This window comes from Halobacillus kuroshimensis DSM 18393 (assembly GCF_000425705.1).
GTDB lineage: Bacteria > Bacillota > Bacilli > Bacillales > Halobacillaceae > Halobacillus > Halobacillus kuroshimensis.
The window spans coordinates 1-21,566 of the sequence record NZ_AUDY01000006.1 but is presented as its reverse complement, the minus strand read 5'-3'; the positions used below and the strand labels follow the sequence as shown (position 1 = coordinate 21,566).

The following is a 21,566-nucleotide window of genomic DNA, read 5'->3' as shown; positions in this document are numbered from 1 at the left end:
AAACGATGCAGACGATTAAAATTTTCGGACTGGGCGCCTCCGGGCTGGACCAGCTTCCGCTTGGTGTATACAGGCAGCTGACGCAGGCCGGTGTCCCGCTCACTGCAAGGACGCTGGATCATCCTGTCGTATCAGAGCTTGTCCAGGAAGGGCTCTCGATCGAAAGCTTCGATGCCGTATATGAGGAGCACGAAAGCTTCGGCAGCGTATATGAAGAAATCACCACCCGTCTTCTGGACCGGCCGGAAGACGAGATCTTCTATCTAGTTCCCGGCCACCCGATGATGGCGGAAAAAACGGTACAGCTTCTTTTAGAAAAGGAAAAAGAAGGGGAAATAAACGTAGAGATTGAAGGAGGGCAGAGCTTCCTGGATGCCACCTTCACCACCCTCGGCATCGACCCGATTGAAGGTTTCCAGCTTGTCGATGCGACCGATATCAAGCGTGAGCAGCTGGTGTATACAAGCCATCTGATTTTATGTCAGGTCTATGATGCGATGACCGCATCTGAAGTGAAATTAACGCTGCTTGAGGATCTTCCGGCTGCGCATCCGGTAACCATTGTTACAGCGGCAGGGGGAAGCGGTGAGCTTGTCCGGACGGTTCCTTTAGAAGAGCTTGACAGGAGCGTGGAGGTCGACAACCTGACAAGTGTCTATGTCCCTCCTCTAGAAAAGTCCCTGCTCAATCACCAGTTTTTCCGGCTCAGGGAAGTGATCCGGATTCTGCGGAGCCCGGAAGGATGTCCGTGGGACCGGAAGCAGACCCACGAGTCGCTGCGGAAGTATTTGATCGAGGAAACCTACGAATTCATCGACGCCGTCAACCAGGAGGACGATGATCAGATGGTGGAAGAGCTCGGGGATGTGCTTCTACAGGTGATGCTGCACAGTCAAATCGGTGAAGATGAAGGATATTTTACCATTGATGACGTAATAGTATCGATAACGGATAAAATGATCCGCCGCCATCCGCACGTCTTCGGGGAAGTTCAGGCAGACACGACGGACGAAGTGCTGACGAACTGGGATGCGATCAAACAGCAGGAAAAGGGAGATAAATCCCCCCGCCTTTTGGACTCCGTACCGGAAAGTTTCCCAGCTCTCCTGCAGGCGGAGGAACTGCAGAAAAAGGCGGCCAAGGTCGGTTTCGACTGGGAGGATGTTGCTCCTGTTTTAGAGAAAGTGGAGGAAGAATGGCAGGAGTTTCAGGAAGCGTTAACCTCCGGGGACCGGGAGGAAATGGAGAAGGAGTTCGGAGATTGGCTGTTTGCCATTGCCAACCTCGCCCGCCATTACCGCCTGAACAGTGAAAATGCCCTGCAGCGGACCAACCGTAAATTCCGGATGAGGCTGTCGTCCATGGAAGAATCGGTGGAGGGCAGCGGCAGGAAACTGGAGGATTACGAGTTAGATGCTTTGGAAGAGTTATGGGTACAAGCGAAAGCCAAACATAAAGGAGCGGAATAAAGCATGCGTTTAGATAAATTTCTAAAAATCTCGCGGTTAATTAAGCGTCGTACGCTGGCCAAGGAAGTAGCCGATCAGGGACGGATCAGCATCAACGGCGCGCAGAGTAAAGCGGCCAGTAACGTAGCCGTCGGCGATGAGCTGACGATTCAGTTCGGTCAGAAGGTACTGACCATTGAAATTAAGGATTTGAGAGAGAACGTCAACAAAAATGAAGCGGCTTCCTTATATGAAATCAAAAAGGAAGAACCTGTGAATCAGGATTAATCTGATGAACCACCTCCCCGGGGGGAGGCAGACGGACTGTCGAGGGAATTCTCGGCAGTCTTTTTTACGTGTGAGCCCTTTCGATGGGAGAGGCAGGGTCCAAGTCATAATCCTTCTCTTTTTTTCATAGTTTGTACAAGAGAAGGAGGCTGTTAAGATGGAGAGCTATGAGAAAAACCATGGGGTAAGGACTCAGCAGCAGGTCGATCATCATGTAAAGGTTTGGAACCGGAGAAATGTTGAAATATCAGGCGTCAAAGAAGTGGACAGCTTCGATAGTGAAGAATTTCTACTGCAGACGAATATGGGGTATCTCGTCATCCGCGGCCAGAACCTGCAGATGAAAAACCTGGACCTTGAATCCGGGGTGGTTTCCATAAAAGGCAAAATGCACGAAATGACTTATTTGGACGAGCACCAGGGGGAGAAAGCTAAAGGTTTGTTTAGCAAGCTGTTCAAATGACCCTCACGACGCAGTTTATGACGATCCTTTCCATGATCGGGGGAGGGATGTTCGTTGGAGCATCCCTGGATACCTTCGAACGTTTTTTTCATAAGCGCAATAAACAGAGCTGGCTCGAGCTCCTGTATCAGCTTGGTTTCTGGCTGGCTCAGGCGGCCTTTCTTTTTTACCTGCTTTATCTTGTGAATTACGGTGAGCTCCGGGTGTATGTATTTGTAGCGGTCGTATGTGGGTTTGCCGCTTATCGCGCATTATTTCAGCGCCTCTACTTACGTTCGCTTGAGCTTTGGATAAAGATCTGCACGGCCGTTCTCACCTTTTTGAAAAAAACGGTGTATTATCTTGTATACATCCCTGCGAAATCCATCATTTTCCTTATTATTTCTTTACTTCTTGGCGTTTATAAGATACTTTTAAAGGGTATCATTATATTGTTTATTGTCGCTTTTTATCCAATCAAACTGCTTTTTCGATTGATTTGGCGTTTCCTGCCGAAAAACATGAAAATTTACTTAAGTGAATTAGCAGGGTTTTTGGAAAAGATGAAGAATATAATGGTCAGTTGGGTAAAACGATTCAAAAAGTAAAGGAGGACGAACTTTCATGGCAAAGAGACAGCAGGAGTCGGTGGCTCGTCTGGATTCTACATACATGCAGCATTATGATGCCTATATGGACAGACATCAGCGGAAGAAAAAGCGCCTGATACGCCGTCTCGCAATGTTTGCCCTGTTAGTGTCGATCGTAGCTGGATCCATGGTGTTTTACCATGTGAAGCAGCAGTCACTTTATGCACAGAAACATGAGGAATTCGAACAGTTGCAACAGGATATGAGTGTTTTGGAAAAAGAGGAGAAGGATTTGAAGGAGGAAATTGACCTTCTGAATGATGAGGAGTACGTTCTCCAAATTGCCAGGACCAATTATTTCTTCTCTAAAGAAGGCGAAATTATCTTTAAAATGCCTGATGAGGATCCGTCTTATTGACACTCTTTTCAAAGCTTATATATAATATATAAGAAGATATATTCTTATCGAAATTTTAAGGAGGAGCATTTTTTTTATGTCAATTGAAGTAGGCAGCAAGCTGCAGGGTAAGGTAACGGGAATCACTAATTTCGGAGCGTTCGTCGAGCTGCCGGATGGCAAGACGGGTCTGGTTCACATTAGTGAAGTTGCCGACAACTACGTAAAAGACATTAATGAGCACCTGAGTCAGGGAGACCAGGTGGAAGTAAAGGTTATTAATGTCGGAGATGATGGGAAGATCGGTCTTTCCATTAAGAAAGCAAAAGAGAACCAAAACCGTCGTCCGCCAAAACCTCGTAAGCCGGCTGAATCATTCGAACAGAAGATGAACCGTTTTATCAAGGATAGCGACGAACGTTTAGCATCACTGAAGAAGCACACGGAGTCCAAACGTGGAGGTCGAGGTGCTAAAAGAGGATAGCTTGCTGTCTAGGACAATGAGTAAAAGGTGCGCATCTTTTATATAAAAGGAACCCATCCAAATGTGGATGGGTTCCTTTTTTTATATTTCTAAAGCAGAGGCGGTTTACAAGGTTGAAATGATGGGATCATTATGAATATAATATTTCATAATTATTTGTTTATGAAATAATAATTTCAAAATGTGGAGGGGTTTGTTGTGAATAGACAGAAAGAGTATCCGGACCATAGAACGATGCAGCAGTCAGCCGAAGCCTATGCAAGAGCTGAAAAGGTCATTCCCGGCGGTGTGACCGCTAATATCAAGTATTTCGATCCACACCCCATTTTTATGAAAAAGGCGGCAGGCAGCCATCTGTATGATGCTGACGGCAACCATTATGTGGATTACCTTCTGTCCTATGGGGCGCTGATTCACGGGCATGGCCATCCTTCCATCAAAAAGGCTGTTATCCGCCAGATGGAGGAGGATGGAACGACGATTTACGGGACACCTCACGAAGGGGAGGTTGAGATGGCGGAACAGCTTTGTTCGTTATATCCAGGCATGGAACGGGTCCGGTATACCAACTCAGGACTGGAAGCCACGCTGCTCGCACTGAGAGTCGCTAAAGCCTATACGGGCCGGCCGAAAATAGCAAAGTTTGAAGGGCATTATCATGGAGGGTATGATCAAGTATTATGGAGTATCCATCCGGATGAGCAGGAAGCAGGAGATGCGGAAGAGCCGAATCCGGTTCCTGAATCGAGTGGTCTTCCAGAGTATTATCAGGATCATACCATTATTCTTCCGTTTAACGACCTGGAATCGACAGAACGGATCCTGCGCCGTCATGCCGGGGAAATATCCGCCCTTATGATGGAGCCTGTTCAGGGCGGTTACATACCGGCGGATCAGTCATTTATGGACGGCGTGCGCCGCGTGACGAAAGAGCTTGGCATTCTGCTGATTATGGATGAAGTGAAAACAGGCTTCCGCCTATCTCTTGGAGGGGCCCAGAAAACGTATGGCATCATCCCTGATTTGACGGCACTCGGGAAAGTGCTGGGCGGAGGTTTTCCTGTCGGTGCCGTCGGAGGAGCAGAGAACGTCATGGAGGTCCTGAATCCGAAGCGGAGTTATGATGTAATGTCCGGCAGTTCATCCGATCAGCCGCGTGCTCTGTTCCACAGCGGTACCTACAATGGTCATCCGACCGTACTGGCTGCCGGGATGGCGACGATCGATCTGCTTCAGCAGAGGGGCGTCATGGAAGACCTGATGACCAAGACGCACAAACTGCGCAAACACCTGGAAGACTTGTATAAGGTCATGGGAGTACCAATGAAAACGGTAGGGACGGGGAGTATTTTCAATGTGATGATGACAGATGGGGATATCCGTAATTACCGTGATCTTCAACACGTGGACATGACGTTCAGGAAGCGTGTGGATGAGCGTCTGCTTCAGCTCGGTGTGTATACGAAACCGCTCAACCGTTATTCAATGTCTTCTGTGCATACGGAAGCAGACATACAGTTTACTGTAGATGCACACGAAAAAGCGGTCAAGAACGTGAAAGGGTGACAGCTGCTGTGAAGAATGAACCGAATGTATATGAGACGATCCGCCGGTCTCTTCCGGAGATGAGCCGCTCCCACAAAAAAGTGGCGGCCATTCTGCTGGACCGGCCGGATGAAGTTGTTTTCCTGAATGTCAGCCAGCTGGCCGCTATGGCCGAGGTTAGTGACGCGACGATCACACGGTTTGTCGTTTTTCTTGGCTTCCGGGGATTTGCAGAATTCCAGGAGGCGATCCAATCATCATTAAAGCAGCAATGGAAGACGAGTGAACGGTTAATAAAGACAGGGAACACTTCCCCTTCATTTGAATCCGTGCTCAAAGAAGACATCACAGAAATGGAAGAGACGATGGACAGGCTGGATGAAAAGGAGCTGATGAAAGCGGTCCATGCTTTATGGAAGGCTGATAAAATATGGATTGCTTCGAACCGGAGTGCAGAAGCATTAGGGGGATTCCTTCATTACTATTTGGAAAAGGTGGTCGATGATGTCCGCATGATTCACTCCGTGGAGAGGGATGCGGATCTTCTGGCACGTCTCGGGAAACAGGATGTGGTAATCGGGATCAGTTTTCCACGGTACAGCAAAAGTACCGTCGACATCCTTGCATATGCTTGTGAGGAGGGGGTAGAAACAGTGGCGCTTACGGATACCCTTTCCTCTCCTCTTTCGGCTTATGCGGATACGGTTCTCACAGCAAAGAGCCGGATGCATTCTTATATTGATACGTTTACAGCGCCGCTCAGCGTCATTCAGGCACTGCTCGTACAGATCGGGAGGGAAAGAGAAGAAGAAACGGAAAAGCGTCTCGAGCATCTGGAATCGATCTGGGAGAAATTCGATGTGTTTTATTGAGGATCTGCAAAGAAAAAGAACATAGAAAAAACGCCTTCCAATTTGGAAGGCGTTTTTCTGGACAAGAATGTTTCCGATGACCCGTACGGGATTCGAACCCGTGATACCGCCGTGAAAGGGCGGTGTCTTAACCACTTGACCAACGGGCCAATATAACGTTTTTGAAAAAATAGTAGCGGCGGAGGGGATCGAACCCCCGACCTCACGGGTATGAACCGTACGCTCTAGCCAGCTGAGCTACACCGCCATGTGTTTGAAGTGATGTTGTCTCGCAACGTCACAAAAAATATAGTACACCATGATAGAAAAAGAGTCAACAACCAATAAAAAAATCAGACAACTCTGTTTATTTCGCTAGGGAAAGAGGGGGGTTTTTGGGAGGGGGTGGATGTGCCCGGCATACATTTTGTAGAATCTGATGCGGCTTCTGAGAAAAGCATCGAAGTTTTTGTTTCTGCTCTCTTGTTGTTTTGACAAAATGCTTCTTCTTCATGTGGTTTAATAGGTTTCACAAAGAAGGAGTGATAAACATGTTAGAAACAGTTTCGAAGCAGGAAAATCGTCAATCAGCCGTCCGAAGTTCGAGAATGGTTCAAGGCTTCCAAAGAGCTTCTTTCCGTACAGTTTCGTTTATGGCCGACAAAGGAGTCTTCCACATGGTCCTCGCCCTGCTGCTTGGACGAGCTATTATTCTATCATCCATGGCCCCTTTTGGTGTCGCTTTCCTGTCGGTGATCTGGTGGATGAAGCGTCCGCTCGTCATACCCGTAACGATCATGATGGCAGCAGGGGCTTCTACATACAGCTACGCGCATGCGGGTTTTATTGTAGGGGCGTCGACGGCTTTTTTGCTCTTAAGCCTGGGGCTGCGCAAAACAAGTCACCCCCAGAAGTGGCTCCCGGCTTTGGCATTAATGGCAAGCTTGATTCCCCGCACCGTCAGCCTCGCTTTACTGGACCGCTGGCAGCTCTATGAAATTACATTGATGGCTGCCGAAGGAATACTGAGCTTCATCCTTGTCCTTATCTTTATGCAGAGCATTCCGATTTTAACACCCCAGAGGTTTCAGCCTACGTTGAAAAACGAAGAGATTGTCTGCCTCATTATATTACTCGCTTCCGTTTTGACAGGATTGATCGGGTGGCAGATCCAGGGCGTAGCCGTCGTGGATGTATTTGCCCGGTACCTTGTCATTCTGCTCGCCTATATTGCCGGGGCTGCCATCGGTTCAACCGTTGGAGTCGTCACAGGTCTGGTGCTGAGTTTATCGAATATGGATCATATTTATCAAATGAGTCTGCTGGCTTTTTCCGGCCTGCTTGGCGGGCTCTTGAAGGAGGGGAAAAAAGCAGGAGTCAGTGCCGGTCTGGTGGTCGGCACCCTTTTAATCGGTTTTTATATGGGCAGTGACACAGAACTGCCGGCTTCCTTATGGGCAACGGCCTGGGCCGTGGCGTTGTTTGTTCTCACGCCGAACTCCTGGGTGAAACAGTTGTCCAAGTATGTTCCGGGCACAGATGAACATTTTTCGGAACAGCAGAAATACTTACAAAAAGTCCGGGATGTCACGGCTGTAAGGGTCGGGAAATTCTCGGACGTTTTTCAGGCTTTATCAAGAAGTTTCACATATCTGGAGTCTCCAAAGGAGGAAAGCGGTGAAGCGGAGGAGATCGATTACTTCTTGAGCCATGTCACAGAAAAGACCTGTCAGTCCTGTTTTATGAAGGAAAAGTGCTGGGTGCGGAACTTTGATGACACCCATAATTTGATGACTGATTTGATGCATGAACTGGATGAGAAAGGAGAGGCAGGCAGGGGCCTGCGAAAAAGTGTGGATCAGCACTGCGTCAAGCCGCAGAAGCTGATTGATACGATGAATCACGAGTTGTCTTTTTATCATGCCAACCGGCAGTTGAAACGGCAGGTGCTGGAGAGCCGGCGCTTTGTGGCGGAACAGCTGCAGGGGGTTTCGGAGGTGATGGATAATTTCGCTCAGGAGATCGTGAAAGAACGCGAGCACCACGAAAAAAAGGAGCATGTCATTTATCGTGCTCTTGAACGAATGGGGATGGTAATTCAGAAACTCGAAATCTATTCATTGGATGAAGGGAACATGGACCTTGAACTGATTGTAGAAATTGATAATTACCGCGGAGAAGGAGCGAAAATTATTGCACCGGTATTGTCCGACATTCTGGGAGAGACGATTGTCGTAACGATGGAGGAAATCTCTCCTTATCCGCAGGGCAGGTGTTACCTTTCGTTTGGCTCCGCCAAACATTACGCCATTGAATCCGGAGTGGCGCATGCAGCTAAAGGGGGCGGGTTTGTATCCGGAGATAGTTTTACGATGATGGAACTGGGCAGAGGAAAATATGCCCTGGCGATCAGTGATGGAATGGGTAACGGGGAACGTGCTCATGAAGAAAGTATGGAAACGCTGCGTCTGCTCAAGCAGATTTTACAGTCCGGCATCCAGGAATCAGCAGCGATCCAATCGATTAACTCCATCCTGTCGCTTCGTACGAATGATGAAATTTTTTCAACATTGGATTTAGCTGTGATTGATCTGCATCAGGCGACATCCAAGTTCATTAAAGTCGGGAGCACCCCGAGTTTTATAAAAAGAGGAGATAAAATCCACACCGTCGAAGCCGGGAATCTGCCAATGGGCATTATCCCGGACGTGGATGTAGATGTAAGGAGTGAACAGCTGAAAGCCGGGGACTTCCTCATTATGATGAGCGACGGCATACTGGAAGCACCGCGTCAGATTGAAAACGTGGAAATGTGGATCAAACGGAAGATCCGCGAAATATCGAGTCAGGATCCACAGGTGATGGCTGATCTGCTCCTGGAAGAAGTGATCCGTACCCATTCGGGTGACATTGTCGATGATATGACGATCATCGTAGCGAGAATCGATCATTATCTCCCGGAGTGGGCGTCCATTCCTTCAGAGAAAAAAGAGGCCTGACCGCGTATAGAACCCCTCCTTTTCGGCGAAGATGGAAGCAACGAAACAGGAGGGAGCATCATTATGAAAACAGGGCGACTGAAGCAGATACTGTTGTTAACCGATGGATGTTCAAATCACGGGGAGGACCCCGCCGCAGTGGCAGCACTGGCAAGAAGCCAGGGGATAACGGTGAACGTGATTGGTGTTCTCGACGACCGGCAGAACAGCAGGCCGCAGGGGCTTGATGAAGTAGAAGCGATTGCCGAGGCAGGCGGGGGCATCAGTCAGATCGTGTATCAAAAAAGTCTGTCCCAGACCGTGCAGATGGTGACGAAACAGGCGATGACCCAGACGATACAGGGTATCGTCAATAAAGAGCTGCAGGAGATTCTGGGAAAAAATCAATCGCTGGAGGAACTTCCTCCTGAGCAGCGGGGAGAAGTTGTGGAAGTCGTTGATGAGCTTGGGGAAAGCAGTGCTCTGGAGGTGCTGGTGCTCGTGGACGTGAGTGCAAGCATGCATCATAAGCTTCCTACAGTGAAAGATGCTCTTTTTGATTTGTCCTTAAGCCTCAATGCACGATCAGGGTCCAATGATTTCAGTGTCTACACCTTCCCGGATCCGAAACATACGATCCTGCAGATGGTGGACTGGACGCCGGAACTGGGAGCGGTCAACCGTTTGTTTTCTAAGTTGAACAGCGGCGGCTACACACCGACAGGCCCTGCTCTTCGAGAGGCCCTGTATGCTTTTGCTGCCAAATCAGCCCCTTCCCACTTGGAAGATGGAGAAGATCCTTATGAAGAAACAGGCTGGTAACTTCTCACCGGGCCATCAGGTCCTCGGCAGGTGGAACAAGCACCCTTACATCATCATGGAAAAACTCGGTTCAGGAGCGTGCGGCACCGTTTATAAATGCCGCTCGACACGTGGGGAGACGTATGCGCTCAAAATGGGAACCGACAGCTCCAGGATGATGCTTGAGGTGAACATGCTAAAGAAATTCAGCAAGGTCCAAGGGGAAAAACTTGGGCCTTCTTTTGTTGATGTGGATGACTACCGGATGTCCGGGGGGCATCAGCTGCCTTTTTATGTGATGGAATACATAGAAGGAAAGCCCCTGCCTCAGTTTCTGGCGGGGAAGTCGAAAGAATGGGTCGGTATTTGCGCAGCTCAAATTATGGGTGATATTGCCAAGCTTCACGAAGCTGGGTATGTGTTCGGCGATTTGAAAACAGACAATCTACTTGTTTCTGATTCGCGTGTCCGGCTTATTGACGTCGGGGGTGTGACAGCAGCAGGCAGGGCGATAAAGGAATACACGGAGTTCTATGACCGCGGGTACTGGGGGATGGGTTCCAGGAAGGCCGAACCTTCCTACGATCTATTCGCGATTACGATGATTATGCTGGAAACCGCAGGGGCGGGGCGTTTTGAAAGGGGGTCTTCCCCGAGAAAGACGCTGGAACAGAAACTGGCAGCTGCTCCTGTACTCAAACCATACCGGACAATCATCCAAAATGGCTGGAAGGGAAAGTACAAGGATGCTTCGGAAATGGAAAAAGATATGGCTGGTGTGCTACTGTACAAAACACCGTCTTCAACACGTGTCCATTTCCGCGCAGATCAGAAGAAAAAGACCACCGATTCCGGGGAGTTAACGGCCATCACCTTATTGTCCGTACTGCTTATGGGAGGGTCCTTGATTACTTTTTTCTTGTAACAGCTATTCTTTTGCAGATGGTGAGAAGAGTGATACGATAGGAGAAGATAGAGATAGACAGGAGGAACGTCTGATGGATCACGTTGTCCATTCGTTCATCTCAAAACATCAGTTAATTCAACCGGGACAGAGGGTCCTTGCTGCTGTATCCGGAGGGCCGGATTCAACAGCCCTTCTCCATATGCTGACCCAGCTGAGAGAGAAGGTTCCGTTTCACCTCACAGCTGTATCCGTGGATCACGGACTGCGGGGGGAAGAGGCACGGGAAGACCTGGCCTTTGTTCAGACGCTTGCGGATCAATGGGATGTCGAATTTCATGGAACCTCTGTCGATACAGGTTCGTATAAGGAATCATCGGGAAAAGGGACGCAGGAAGCGGCCCGCGATCTCCGTTATCGTTTCTTTGAAGAGCAGATGTATGCCCGGCAGGCGGATGTCCTCGTCATGGGGCATCACGGAGACGACCAGGCAGAGACGCTCATGATGCAGATGGTCCGTTCCGCCAGGCCTGAAGCGGTTCAGGGAATCCCTTTGCGGAGACCGTTTGCCTGCGGTGAAATCGTACGGCCGCTGCTATGTGTCTCCAAGGAACAGCTTCTCCATTATTTGAATGACCGTTCTCTTCCAAGCCGCCATGATCCCTCCAATGATCGGACCGACTACACGCGCAACGCGTTCCGTCACAGGGTGATGCCTTTTTTGAAGGAGCAGAATCCCCGGCTTCATGAGCATGTGCAGGCATTCAGTGAAAGGGCAGCGGAAGAGCGTTCCTACATAAACGAACAGGCTCAGAAGGTGTTGGAATATGTTCATTTTTCGGAGGATGTTGAGAAATTCGTACAATTTTCAAAACAAACCTTCAAAACATTTCCGCTTGCTTTACAAAGGACAGCCTTTCATCTAATATTGAACTATCTGTATGTGAAGCAAAACGAAGACATTTCCTATCTTCATGAAGAAATGTTCATGAACCTGTTAAGGGACGAGAAACCGAACCGTTCCCTTGATTTTCCCGGAGGGTTGAAAGTGGTCCGCGCTTACGATGAGATTACCTTCACATTCGCGGATGAAAACGAGGATTCGTCCTTTCGTTTAATTCTGCACCCCGGGGCCTCTGTCTCCCTTCCGGATGGTTCGTCCGTGGAAGCGGAATGGAGCTGGTGCCCGGAAGAGCCCGATGCCTTCACCTATGTATGTGAGGACTATCACGTAAACCTTCCGCTCATCGTCCGCTCCAGACAGCCTGGAGACCGTATGGAAGTAAGAGGGATGAAGGGGTCAAAAAAAGTAAAAGATATTTTTATTGATCAGAAAATCCCTGCCCGCACCCGCGGGACACTGCCGGTCGTTACCGATCAGACAGGGGAAATTCTCTGGCTTGGCGGCCTGAAAAAAGGCGGCAGGCAGAGAGGCAGGTCTTCAACAGGTCCATGGCTTCGGTTACATTATAAAAACAAAGCAGACGCGTAGGAGGAGCAATCATGCACAACGAAATTGAAAAGGTCTTGATTTCCGAAGAGGAGATCCAGCAGAAATGCAAAGAGATGGGAGCCCGTTTATCCGAGGAGTATAAGGATCGATTTCCTTTGGCTATCGGAGTGCTGAAAGGGGCAACTCCTTTTATGACAGACCTTTTGAAACGGATGGAGACGCATTTGGAAATGGACTTTATGGATGTGTCCAGCTATCACGGTGGAATGGAGTCCTCCGGTGAGGTCAAGATTGTCAAGGACCTTGATACAAAAGTAGAGGGCCGGGATATCCTGATCATTGAAGACATTATTGACAGTGGCCGCACGCTTGCCTATCTTGTCGACTTGTTTAAATATAGAAAGGCGAATTCGATTAAGATCGTCACCCTTCTTGATAAACCGACGGGACGCAACGCTGATGTAATAGCAGACGTTGTCGGCTTTGAAGTACCGGATGAGTTCGTTGTCGGGTATGGTCTGGATTACCAGGAGAAGTATCGGAATCTTCCTTATGTAGGGGTGTTGAAACCTGAAGTATATGGCGGATAGTCCCAGATACTCCGTAAGTGGTTTCAAACGGTTCGTTTCAAGGGTAATTAGTTGTGTCGTCCGTTTTTGTTATGGTAGTATTTACTATAGTTTTTCTCGTTTGGGAGGAGGTAGGCAATGAACCGGATCTTTCGTAATACCATATTTTACTTACTTATCTTCCTCGTTGTTATCGGCGTGGTCGGTTTATTCCGAGGTCAAGGTGATCCGCAGCAAGAGTTAAATGTAAATCAGTTTTACGATAAATTAAACAGCGGTGCCATCGAAGAGATGACAATTCAGCCTGTTAATGGAGTGATTCGAATCACTGGTCAGCTGGAAGGTGCAGAAGAAGGGGAAGAAGCCTTCACCGCACAGATTACAGCGAACGACCAGACACTTTCCAACATTACCGAGACGGCTCAGGAGCAGTCGATCTTAAATGTTGAACAGGAAGAGCAGCCGAGCGCATGGGTGACATTCCTGACATCCATTATTCCGTTTGTCATTATCTTCATTCTCTTCTTCTTCCTGCTTAACCAGGCTCAGGGCGGCGGAAGCCGTGTCATGAACTTCGGTAAGAGCAAGGCGAAGATGTACACCGAAGAGAAGAAAAAAGTACGTTTTAAAGACGTCGCTGGTGCAGATGAAGAGAAGCAGGAGCTTGTGGAAGTAGTTGACTTCCTTAAAGACCCGCGTAAATTCTCTGCTGTTGGTGCACGTATTCCAAAAGGTGTCCTTCTCGTAGGGCCACCAGGTACAGGTAAAACATTGCTGGCCCGTGCCGTTGCCGGGGAAGCGGGAGTTCCGTTCTTCTCCATCAGTGGTTCGGACTTCGTTGAAATGTTTGTCGGTGTCGGGGCTTCCCGTGTCCGTGACCTGTTTGAAAACGCCAAAAAGAATGCCCCTGGTATTATCTTTATCGATGAGATCGATGCTGTTGGACGTCAGCGTGGTGCAGGCCTTGGCGGCGGTCACGATGAGCGTGAGCAGACATTGAACCAGCTCCTTGTTGAGATGGACGGTTTCGGAGTCAATGAAGGGATCATCATCATTGCTGCGACCAACAGACCGGACATTCTTGACCCGGCCCTTCTTCGTCCTGGCCGTTTTGACAGACAGATTACTGTCGATCGCCCGGATGTCAAAGGCCGTGAAGCTGTTCTCGCCGTTCATGCGAAGAACAAGCCGCTGTCTGAAAATGTCGATTTGAAGACGATCGCTCTCCGTACACCAGGATTCTCTGGCGCAGACTTGGAGAACCTGTTGAACGAATCAGCTCTTGTAGCTGCCCGTGGAGACAAGAAAAGTGTCGACATGGATGATGTTGATGAAGCTATCGACCGGGTTATTGCAGGCCCAGCTAAGAAGAGCCGTGTCATTTCCAAGAAAGAGCGCGACATCGTGGCCAACCACGAAAGTGGACATACGGTCATCGGTATGGTGCTTGATGATGCTGACATGGTTCATAAAGTAACGATTGTCCCACGAGGTCAGGCCGGCGGTTATGCGGTCATGCTTCCAAAAGAAGACCGTTACTTTATGACAAAACCTGAACTGTTCGACAAAATCACGGGTCTTCTGGGCGGCCGTGTAGCTGAAGAAATCATCTTCGGTGAAGTGAGTACCGGTGCCCACAACGACTTCCAGCGTGCAACAAGCATTGCACGTAAAATGGTTACTGAATACGGCATGAGTGAAAAACTCGGACCGCTTCAGTTCGGGTCCAATTCCGGAGGTCAGGTCTTCCTGGGCCGTGACATTCAGAATGAGCAGAACTACAGTGACCAGATCGCTTACGAAATCGATCAGGAAGTGAAGAACTTTATCCAGTACTGTTATGATCGTGCGAAGACGATTCTGACAGAAAACAGAGATAAATTAGAGCTGATTGCCAAAACATTGCTGGAAGTAGAAACTCTGGATGCTACTCAAATCCGTTCCTTGTTTGACAAAGGACGTCTTCCAACAGATGAAGAGCTTGAAGCCCTTGCTAGAGAACACAATGCTAAAATCAAGAACAATACTTCTTCCGGAAGTGACGAAGATGTACGCGTCAACATCCAATCGAAAGATGAAGAAGTCTCTGAAGAGGAACAGGATACCGAAGATTCCTCAACAAATAAAGAAGAAGAGAGCGGGTCAGATTCTGACGATCGTCGTTCTTAATTCAACGAAAAAACCACACCAGCTCCGGCGGTGTGGTTTTTCGTGTCTCATTACAGCAGACGGTTCGGCTCTTGTGGTATGATGGTAGCCGAAGGAAATGACACAGGAGGCTGTTTGTATGAATTTTGTCCTTGATGTGGGAAATACCAATACTGTCTTAGGCGTATTTGAGAATGGTGCGTTAAAGTATCAATGGAGAATTAAGACAGATCGACATAAAACAGAAGATGAGTTCGGAATGCTGATCAAATCCCTTTTTGATCATGAAGGTCTGGCCTTTGAAGATATGGACGGGGTTATCATCTCTTCCGTAGTTCCGCCCATAATGTTTGCACTTGACCGAATGTCTCGTTATTATTTTAAAAAGCAGCCCATGATTATCGGAGAAAATAATGTCGACCATGGTCTGCCCATGAAATATCCGAACCCTGACGAAATAGGGGCGGACAGGGTAGTGAATGCTGTCGGAGCCATTGATGAGTACCCGCTTCCTTTGGTCATTATTGATTTCGGAACAGCGACAACCTACTGCTACATCAATGCAGAAGGTGAGTATCTGGGAGGTGCTATTGCGCCTGGAGTCAACATATCCATGGAAGCCCTCTATGCCAAAGCAGCTAAACTGCCGAAGATTGAAATTAAAAGTCCGGAGCATGTCATCGGACAAAGTACTGTAGAAGCGATGCAGTCCGGAGCATTTTACGGATACGTTGGACAAGTGGATGAAGTGGTGCGAAGGATGAAGGAAACTTCCGACCATACGCCCACAGTCATTGCTACCGGAGGCTTAGCGAACTTAATTGCCGGCCAGTCCAGGACCATTGATCATGTAGATCCCTATCTTACATTGAAGGGGCTGCATAAGATATATCAGCGCAACAAAGAGAAAAAAGCATTTAAAGGAGAATGATGATTCATGTCAGATTATTTAGTGCGGGCGATGGCATTTGATGGACAAGTGAGAGCGTACGCTGTTCAGTCCACCAACACCGTCGAAGAAGCAAGACGCAGACAGGATACGTGGGCGACAACATCAGCCGCTCTGGGTAGAACTTTGACGATCAGCTCTATGATGGGAGCTATGCTTAAAGGAGAAGACAAAATCACAGTGAAGGTTGAAGGCGGCGGGCCGGTGGGTGCCATTGTCGTGGATGCCAACGCTAACGGGGAAGTTCGCGGCTATGCGAAGAATCCTCATGTCGACTTCGAGTCCAATGCCCAAGGAAAGCTGGACGTATCACGTGCGGTCGGTACGTCCGGGACATTGAGTATTGTGAAGGATCTTGGGATGAGAGATCATTTTACTGGTCAGGTTCCGATTGTGTCCGGGGAAATCAGTGAGGACTTCACGTATTACTTCGCGAACTCTGAACAGGTCCCTTCCGCTGTAGGGGCAGGTGTACTGGTGGATACAGATCACAGCATCCTTGCTTCCGGAGGTTTTATCATTCAAATGATGCCGGGTGCTGATGACAAGACGACGACAGAAATTGAGAAACGTCTCTCTGATATGCGTCCCATTTCTACACTTGTGCAGGAAGGAAAAACACCGGAACAGATTCTTTACACCGTTCTAGGGGAAGAAAATGTCCAGCTGTTGGACACAAAGCCTGTGAATTTCCAATGCCATTGTTCACGTGAACGGGTCGAGATGGCCATTTCCAGCCTTGGTGATGAGGAAATTGAACGAATGATTGAAGAGGATAACGGTGCGGAAGCGAAGTGTCACTTCTGCAACGAAGATTATCAATTCTCTGCTCATGATCTGGAAGAACTGAAATCTCAGAGCACCAGCTGATTTTTTCATCATAGGCAGCCGATAAGGATATAAATAAAAGACGGGACTTTTGTTCCGTCTTTTTCTATTCTTTTAGCATGAATTGTTTGACAATTGTGGTGGATTTCAGTAAGTTAAAGTTAAATCCTATTTAAATACTTGGTTTTAGGAGTGATGGTGTTGAGAATCGTAAATAACGTAAGTGAACTTGTAGGACAGACTCCGCTGGTAAAACTGAACGGCAGTGCTGACGAAGACAGTGCAGACATTTACCTTAAACTGGAGTACATGAATCCAGGGAGTTCTGTGAAGGATCGTATTGCCCTTTCTATGGTGGAAGAAGCGGAGAAAGACGGCCGGTTGAACGAGGGCGACACGATTGTGGAACCAACGAGTGGAAACACGGGAATTGGTCTGGCTATGATTGCTGCAGCCAAAGGCTATAAAGCGATTCTCGTCATGCCTGATACGATGAGTCAGGAACGTCGGAACCTTCTGCGTGCCTACGGAGCGGAACTGGTTCTTACACCGGGAAGCGATGGTATGAAGGGAGCGATTAAGAAGGCGGCCGAGCTTCATGAAAAGCATGGCTACTTCATGCCTCAGCAGTTTAACAATGAAGCGAACCCTCTCATCCACGAAAAGACCACAGGACCTGAAATCATCGAGCAGATGGGTGATCAACTGGACGCTTTTGTTGCTGGTATTGGAACAGGGGGAACAATTACCGGTGCTGGAAAAGTGCTGAAGGAAAAGTACCCTGACATGAAGATCTATGCGATTGAACCGGAAGAATCCCCGGTATTATCCGGCGGAAATCCCGGACCACACAAAATCCAGGGGATCGGCGCCGGCTTTGTACCAGGAATCCTGAACACAGAAATCTACGATGAAGTCGTAACGGTTTCAAAAGAAGATTCCTTTACTGCTGCCCGTGAAGCAGCGCGTAAAGATGGAATCCTTGGAGGGATTTCTTCCGGTTCAGCGATCCACGTAGCGAAACAAGTAGCTAAGCAGCTAGGAAAAGGTAAAAAAGTGGTGGCGGTCATTCCTAGTAATGGGGAAAGATATCTATCCACTCCCCTTTACCAATTTGATGAAGAATAAAAGTCTAACGCACTCCTTTTAACAGGGGTGCGTTTTTTCCGTAGGACAGGAATTCCTGTCATGATAGAACTTATGAAATGTTGTAAGATAGGGGAAGAGTAATAAAGAAATGAGGGGAATACATGTCCTTATACTTACACACGCGCGTGAAAACCTATGATTTAACAAAACAGACCCTCGTTATGGGCATTTTAAACGTCACTCCTGATTCCTTTTCGGATGGCGGGCTGTACACAGATGTTGATCGGGCTGTCCAGCAGGCAGAAGCTATGGTGGAAGCAGGAGCCCACATCATTGACATCGGTGGTGAATCAACACGTCCAGGCCATGACCCTGTACCGGCGGAGGAGGAGTTGAAAAGGGTCCTTCCAACGATAGAGGCGGTAAGTCAGGCTGTTGATGTACCAATCTCCATTGATACGTACAAGTCGGAAGTGGCTGCCAGGGCTGTCCAGCATGGCGCCTCCATCATTAACGATGTTTGGGGGGCTGTAAAGGATCCGGCTATAGCTGATGTCGCTGCCCGGAATGACGTTCCACTTGTTTTGACACACAACCGGAAGGATCGGAATTACACTTCGTTAATGGATGATGTCAAAAAGGATCTAACGGAAATGGTGAACCGTGTGAAGGCACGGGGAGTGAAGGATGAGCAGATCATTCTTGATCCGGGTATCGGTTTTGCCAAGAGCCAGCAGGATAACCTTGTGGTCATGCGTCACCTCGGCGAGCTTCGTGACCTCGGTTATCCGATTCTTCTCGGTACTTCAAGGAAGTCTTTTATCGGTACGGTGCTGGATCTTCCTAAAGAGGAACGAATGGAAGGGACAGGCGCAACGGTGTGCTACGGGGTGGCCCAGGGAGTGGAAATGGTAAGGGTGCATGATGTGGGGCCCGTGGTCCGTATGACGAAAATGATGGATGCTATGATTGGAAAGGATGGAGGAAATGGATAAAATCTACGTTAATCAAATGGAATTCTGGGGCTATCACGGCCTTTTTCCCGAAGAAAACAAACTGGGGCAGCGTTTTTATGTAGATCTTGAATTGGAGCTGGACTTAAAACCGGCTTCCCAATCTGACGATATGACAAAGTCCATTGATTATGGGGCGATTTATGAAACAACAAAAAAGATTGTAGAGGGAAAGGCCTATAAGCTTGTGGAGTCTGTAGCTGAGCAGATATCCATGGAGTTGTTCTCCTCCTTCCCGCTTTTGGAAGGTTGTCTTGTAAAAGTATTCAAACCGGACCCGCCCATCCCCGGACATTATCAATCCGTAGCAATTGAGATATACCGGAGCCGGTCTGATGAATAAAGCTTATATCGCACTCGGATCCAACCTTGCTGAACGGGAACAGTACCTTCGTGATGCCATTGCTTTACTGGATGAAAATGAAGACGTTCAAGTAGAGGGGAGATCGGGAGTGTATGAAACGAGTCCGGTGGGTTACACAGACCAGGGGGATTTCTTGAATATGGTGATCACCGTGGAGACATCCCTTCCTCCTGAAGATCTGTTGGCAGCCTGTCAGGCGATTGAAGATGGTCTTGGAAGAAAAAGATTAGTGAAATGGGGGCCGCGGACCATTGATCTCGACATCCTTTTGTATAATGAAGAAAACAGAGCAGCTGCCGACTTGACGATCCCCCACCCCCACATGCATGAACGGGCGTTTGTTATCGTCCCTCTGGCCGATGTAGATCCACAGGCCTACCTTCCCCATCTGCAGAAGCAGGCGGTCGAACTGCTTCATGAACTTCCGGATGCAGAAAGGGAAAGCGTTACGTTATGGGGGCACCTGTGAACAAAAAGCCATGAAGCAGCAAGGCCCTCGGCAGGGAAGCGGAGTCAAGGTTCCCGTGAGCGTTGACACACCCATAAGACTTTTTTATACTAAACCATAGTTAGATGCTGCCAGCCCTTTGCTGGCAGTTTTTGTTATTGTGGCGGCACAGTACAAGGAAAAGACGAGGAATGGAGTGATAGCAGTGTCAGAAGAACTGAATGAATATATGCAGGTGCGCAGAGACAAGATGAATGCTCACCGTGAACAAGGTCTGGATCCGTTCGGCGACCGTTTCGACCGGACCCACTATGCGGACCAGCTAAAAGAACAATACGATACCTATACAAAAGAAGAGTTGGAAGAAAAGCAGTTCCCGGCGACCGTAGCCGGCCGAATCATGACCAAGCGCGGGAAAGGGAAAGCTGGCTTCACGCACATCCAGGATGTCACAGGACAGATCCAGTTGTACGTCCGTAAAGATGAAATCGGAGAAGAAGCCTATGACAACCTCTTTAAAACAGCAGATCTCGGGGATATTGTCGGAGTAACCGGAGTGATGTTCAAAACAAACGTCGGAGAACTTTCTGTAAAAGCGGAGGAATTCCAACTGCTTACGAAATCCCTGCGCCCGTTACCTGAAAAGTTCCACGGACTCCAAGATGTAGAACAGCGCTATCGTCAGCGTTACCTTGACTTAATTACGAACCCTGACAGCAGAGACACGTTTGTTCTGCGCAGTAAAATCATCCAATCCATGCGCCGCTACCTGGACGGTTTAGGATTCCTTGAAGTGGAAACACCATTAATGCACGGCATTCCGGGAGGAGCTTCCGCCCGTCCGTTCATCACCCATCACAACGCGCTTGATATGCAGTTGTACATGCGCATAGCAATCGAGCTTCATTTGAAGCGCCTCATTGTAGGCGGTATGGAAAAGGTATATGAAATCGGACGTGTCTTCCGTAATGAAGGCGTATCTACGCGTCACAACCCTGAATTTACGATGATCGAATTGTATGAAGCGTATGCAGATTATAAGGACATTATGGCGTTGACGGAAAACATGGTCGCTCATATCGCTAAAGAGGTCCTCGGTACAACTACGGTCATGTATGACGATCAGGAGATTAATCTGGAACCAAACTGGACCCGTCTGCATATGGTGGATGCAATCAAGGAATATACAGGCGTCGATTTCTGGAAGCACATGAGTAATGATGAAGCTAAAGCTCTTGCTGAAGAACATGGCATTGAAATTAAAGACACGATGACATTCGGTCATATTGTCAACGAGTTCTTTGAGCAGCGTGTCGAAGAAAAGCTTGTCCAGCCAACCTTCATTTATGGACATCCGATAGAGATTTCTCCACTTGCCAAGAAGAACCCCGAAGATGAGCGGTTCACAGATCGTTTTGAGTTGTTCATCGTTGGACGTGAACATGCCAATGCCTTCTCTGAGCTGAACGATCCTATCGATCAGCGCGAAAGGTTTGAAGCTCAGCTTAAAGAGCGCGAAGAAGGAAATGATGAAGCCCATATGATGGATGAGGACTTCCTGGAAGCTCTTGAGTATGGCATGCCGCCGACAGGTGGATTGGGAATCGGCGTAGACCGCCTCGTTATGCTGTTAACCAATTCAGCCTCTATCCGCGACGTCCTGCTGTTCCCGCAAATGCGACATCGTGAATCCTGATCCAGCTATCCTCCGCCGGTTATAAAGGCGGAGGATTTCTTTTTATAGCAAAATGATAAGATATTTTGAAAAAACTATTGCGCTGGACTCGTATCCGTGATAAATTATTACTTGTCGCTTTAAGAGAGCGGCGCGGTGTTGAAAAACGCCAAAACAAATCATGAAAAAAGTTATTGACACAAACAGCTTCCCATGATAAATTAGTATTTGTCGCCAAAAACGAAAGCCAAACACTTTCTCAACTTAATGAAAAAAGTTGTTGACATGAAAAACAACACATG

General features: G+C 48.2%; 21 protein-coding genes and 2 tRNA genes. 21 read left to right on the top strand and 2 right to left on the bottom strand.

Annotated features, from left to right (window positions below; genetic code table 11):
- Window positions 1-5: 5 nt before the first annotated feature.
- The 8 genes from yabN (at window position 6) to H615_RS0101285 (ending at window position 6,066) form a co-directional block, all read left to right on the top strand.
- Entirely contained in the window at window positions 6-1,469 is a 1,464-nt protein-coding gene (gene yabN / locus H615_RS0101320) for a bifunctional methyltransferase/pyrophosphohydrolase YabN (protein ID WP_027953475.1), read from the top strand.
- A gap of 3 nt (window positions 1,470-1,472) precedes the next feature.
- Window positions 1,473-1,736: an RNA-binding S4 domain-containing protein gene (locus H615_RS0101315; RefSeq protein ID WP_027953474.1), complete on the top strand. Its 264-nt coding sequence runs from the start codon at window positions 1,473-1,475 to the stop codon at window positions 1,734-1,736.
- 157 nt (window positions 1,737-1,893) lie between these two features.
- On the top strand, window positions 1,894-2,199 hold the full coding sequence (gene yabP, locus H615_RS0101310) for a sporulation protein YabP (RefSeq protein WP_027953473.1): 306 nt from the start codon (window positions 1,894-1,896) through the stop codon (window positions 2,197-2,199).
- On the top strand, window positions 2,196-2,786 hold the full coding sequence (yabQ, locus tag H615_RS0101305; protein WP_027953472.1) for a spore cortex biosynthesis protein YabQ: 591 nt from the start codon (window positions 2,196-2,198) through the stop codon (window positions 2,784-2,786). Before yabP ends, yabQ begins: the two co-directional genes overlap by 4 nt.
- A 16-nt stretch (window positions 2,787-2,802) precedes the next feature.
- Window positions 2,803-3,186, top strand: a complete 384-nt coding sequence (locus tag H615_RS0101300; protein WP_027953471.1) for an FtsB family cell division protein — start codon at window positions 2,803-2,805, stop codon at window positions 3,184-3,186.
- A 76-nt stretch (window positions 3,187-3,262) separates the two neighbouring features.
- Window positions 3,263-3,649 carry a S1 domain-containing RNA-binding protein gene (locus H615_RS0101295; RefSeq protein WP_027953470.1) on the top strand — a complete coding sequence of 129 codons (387 nt, stop codon included), beginning with the start codon at window positions 3,263-3,265 and terminating at the stop codon, window positions 3,647-3,649.
- A 234-nt stretch (window positions 3,650-3,883) separates the two neighbouring features.
- On the top strand, window positions 3,884-5,215 hold the full coding sequence (locus H615_RS0101290) for an aspartate aminotransferase family protein (protein WP_051254551.1): 1,332 nt from the start codon (window positions 3,884-3,886) through the stop codon (window positions 5,213-5,215).
- A gap of 8 nt (window positions 5,216-5,223) precedes the next feature.
- Window positions 5,224-6,066 (top strand): MurR/RpiR family transcriptional regulator, encoded by an 843-nt coding sequence (locus H615_RS0101285; RefSeq protein ID WP_027953468.1) that lies wholly within the window; start codon window positions 5,224-5,226, stop codon window positions 6,064-6,066.
- A gap of 77 nt (window positions 6,067-6,143) precedes the next feature.
- Here the strand turns inward: H615_RS0101285 and H615_RS0101280 are convergent.
- Window positions 6,144-6,215, bottom strand: a tRNA-Glu gene (locus H615_RS0101280).
- 24 nt (window positions 6,216-6,239) lie between these two features.
- Window positions 6,240-6,313: transfer RNA gene (locus H615_RS0101275), tRNA-Met, on the bottom strand.
- A gap of 283 nt (window positions 6,314-6,596) precedes the next feature.
- Here H615_RS0101275 and spoIIE point away from each other — a divergent pair.
- From spoIIE to lysS, 13 genes are all read left to right on the top strand, one after another.
- Window positions 6,597-9,044, top strand: a complete 2,448-nt coding sequence (spoIIE, locus tag H615_RS0101270) for a stage II sporulation protein E (protein ID WP_027953467.1) — start codon at window positions 6,597-6,599, stop codon at window positions 9,042-9,044.
- A 63-nt stretch (window positions 9,045-9,107) separates the two neighbouring features.
- Complete coding sequence (locus H615_RS0101265; RefSeq protein WP_027953466.1) at window positions 9,108-9,845, top strand: vWA domain-containing protein; 738 nt, start codon at window positions 9,108-9,110, stop codon at window positions 9,843-9,845.
- Window positions 9,826-10,749 (top strand): serine/threonine protein kinase, encoded by a 924-nt coding sequence (locus H615_RS0101260; protein WP_027953465.1) that lies wholly within the window; start codon window positions 9,826-9,828, stop codon window positions 10,747-10,749. The genes H615_RS0101265 and H615_RS0101260 overlap by 20 nt, the downstream gene beginning before the upstream one ends.
- Before the next feature lie 73 nt (window positions 10,750-10,822).
- The gene (gene tilS / locus H615_RS0101255) at window positions 10,823-12,220 is read left to right on the top strand and encodes a tRNA lysidine(34) synthetase TilS (protein ID WP_027953464.1); all 1,398 of its coding nucleotides are present in this window, start codon (window positions 10,823-10,825) and stop codon (window positions 12,218-12,220) included.
- Between the two features lie 11 nt (window positions 12,221-12,231).
- Entirely contained in the window at window positions 12,232-12,771 is a 540-nt protein-coding gene (hpt, locus tag H615_RS0101250; RefSeq protein ID WP_027953463.1) for a hypoxanthine phosphoribosyltransferase, read from the top strand.
- Window positions 12,772-12,888: 117 nt separating this feature from the next.
- Window positions 12,889-14,919 carry an ATP-dependent zinc metalloprotease FtsH gene (gene ftsH / locus H615_RS0101245; RefSeq protein WP_027953462.1) on the top strand — a complete coding sequence of 677 codons (2,031 nt, stop codon included), beginning with the start codon at window positions 12,889-12,891 and terminating at the stop codon, window positions 14,917-14,919.
- A gap of 118 nt (window positions 14,920-15,037) precedes the next feature.
- On the top strand, window positions 15,038-15,829 hold the full coding sequence (locus tag H615_RS0101240; RefSeq protein ID WP_027953461.1) for a type III pantothenate kinase: 792 nt from the start codon (window positions 15,038-15,040) through the stop codon (window positions 15,827-15,829).
- A 6-nt stretch (window positions 15,830-15,835) separates the two neighbouring features.
- On the top strand, window positions 15,836-16,717 hold the full coding sequence (hslO, locus tag H615_RS0101235) for an Hsp33 family molecular chaperone HslO (RefSeq protein WP_027953460.1): 882 nt from the start codon (window positions 15,836-15,838) through the stop codon (window positions 16,715-16,717).
- A gap of 153 nt (window positions 16,718-16,870) precedes the next feature.
- Window positions 16,871-17,803, top strand: a complete 933-nt coding sequence (gene cysK / locus H615_RS0101230) for a cysteine synthase A (protein ID WP_277988145.1) — start codon at window positions 16,871-16,873, stop codon at window positions 17,801-17,803.
- A gap of 122 nt (window positions 17,804-17,925) precedes the next feature.
- Window positions 17,926-18,759, top strand: a complete 834-nt coding sequence (gene folP / locus H615_RS0101225; RefSeq protein ID WP_035531097.1) for a dihydropteroate synthase — start codon at window positions 17,926-17,928, stop codon at window positions 18,757-18,759.
- Window positions 18,752-19,120, top strand: a complete 369-nt coding sequence (gene folB / locus H615_RS0101220; protein ID WP_027953457.1) for a dihydroneopterin aldolase — start codon at window positions 18,752-18,754, stop codon at window positions 19,118-19,120. The genes folP and folB overlap by 8 nt, the downstream gene beginning before the upstream one ends.
- On the top strand, window positions 19,113-19,610 hold the full coding sequence (gene folK, locus H615_RS0101215; protein WP_211225361.1) for a 2-amino-4-hydroxy-6-hydroxymethyldihydropteridine diphosphokinase: 498 nt from the start codon (window positions 19,113-19,115) through the stop codon (window positions 19,608-19,610). Before folB ends, folK begins: the two co-directional genes overlap by 8 nt.
- Window positions 19,611-19,794: 184 nt before the next feature.
- Window positions 19,795-21,285: a lysine--tRNA ligase gene (gene lysS, locus H615_RS0101210; RefSeq protein WP_027953455.1), complete on the top strand. Its 1,491-nt coding sequence runs from the start codon at window positions 19,795-19,797 to the stop codon at window positions 21,283-21,285.
- Window positions 21,286-21,566 lie beyond the last annotated feature (281 nt).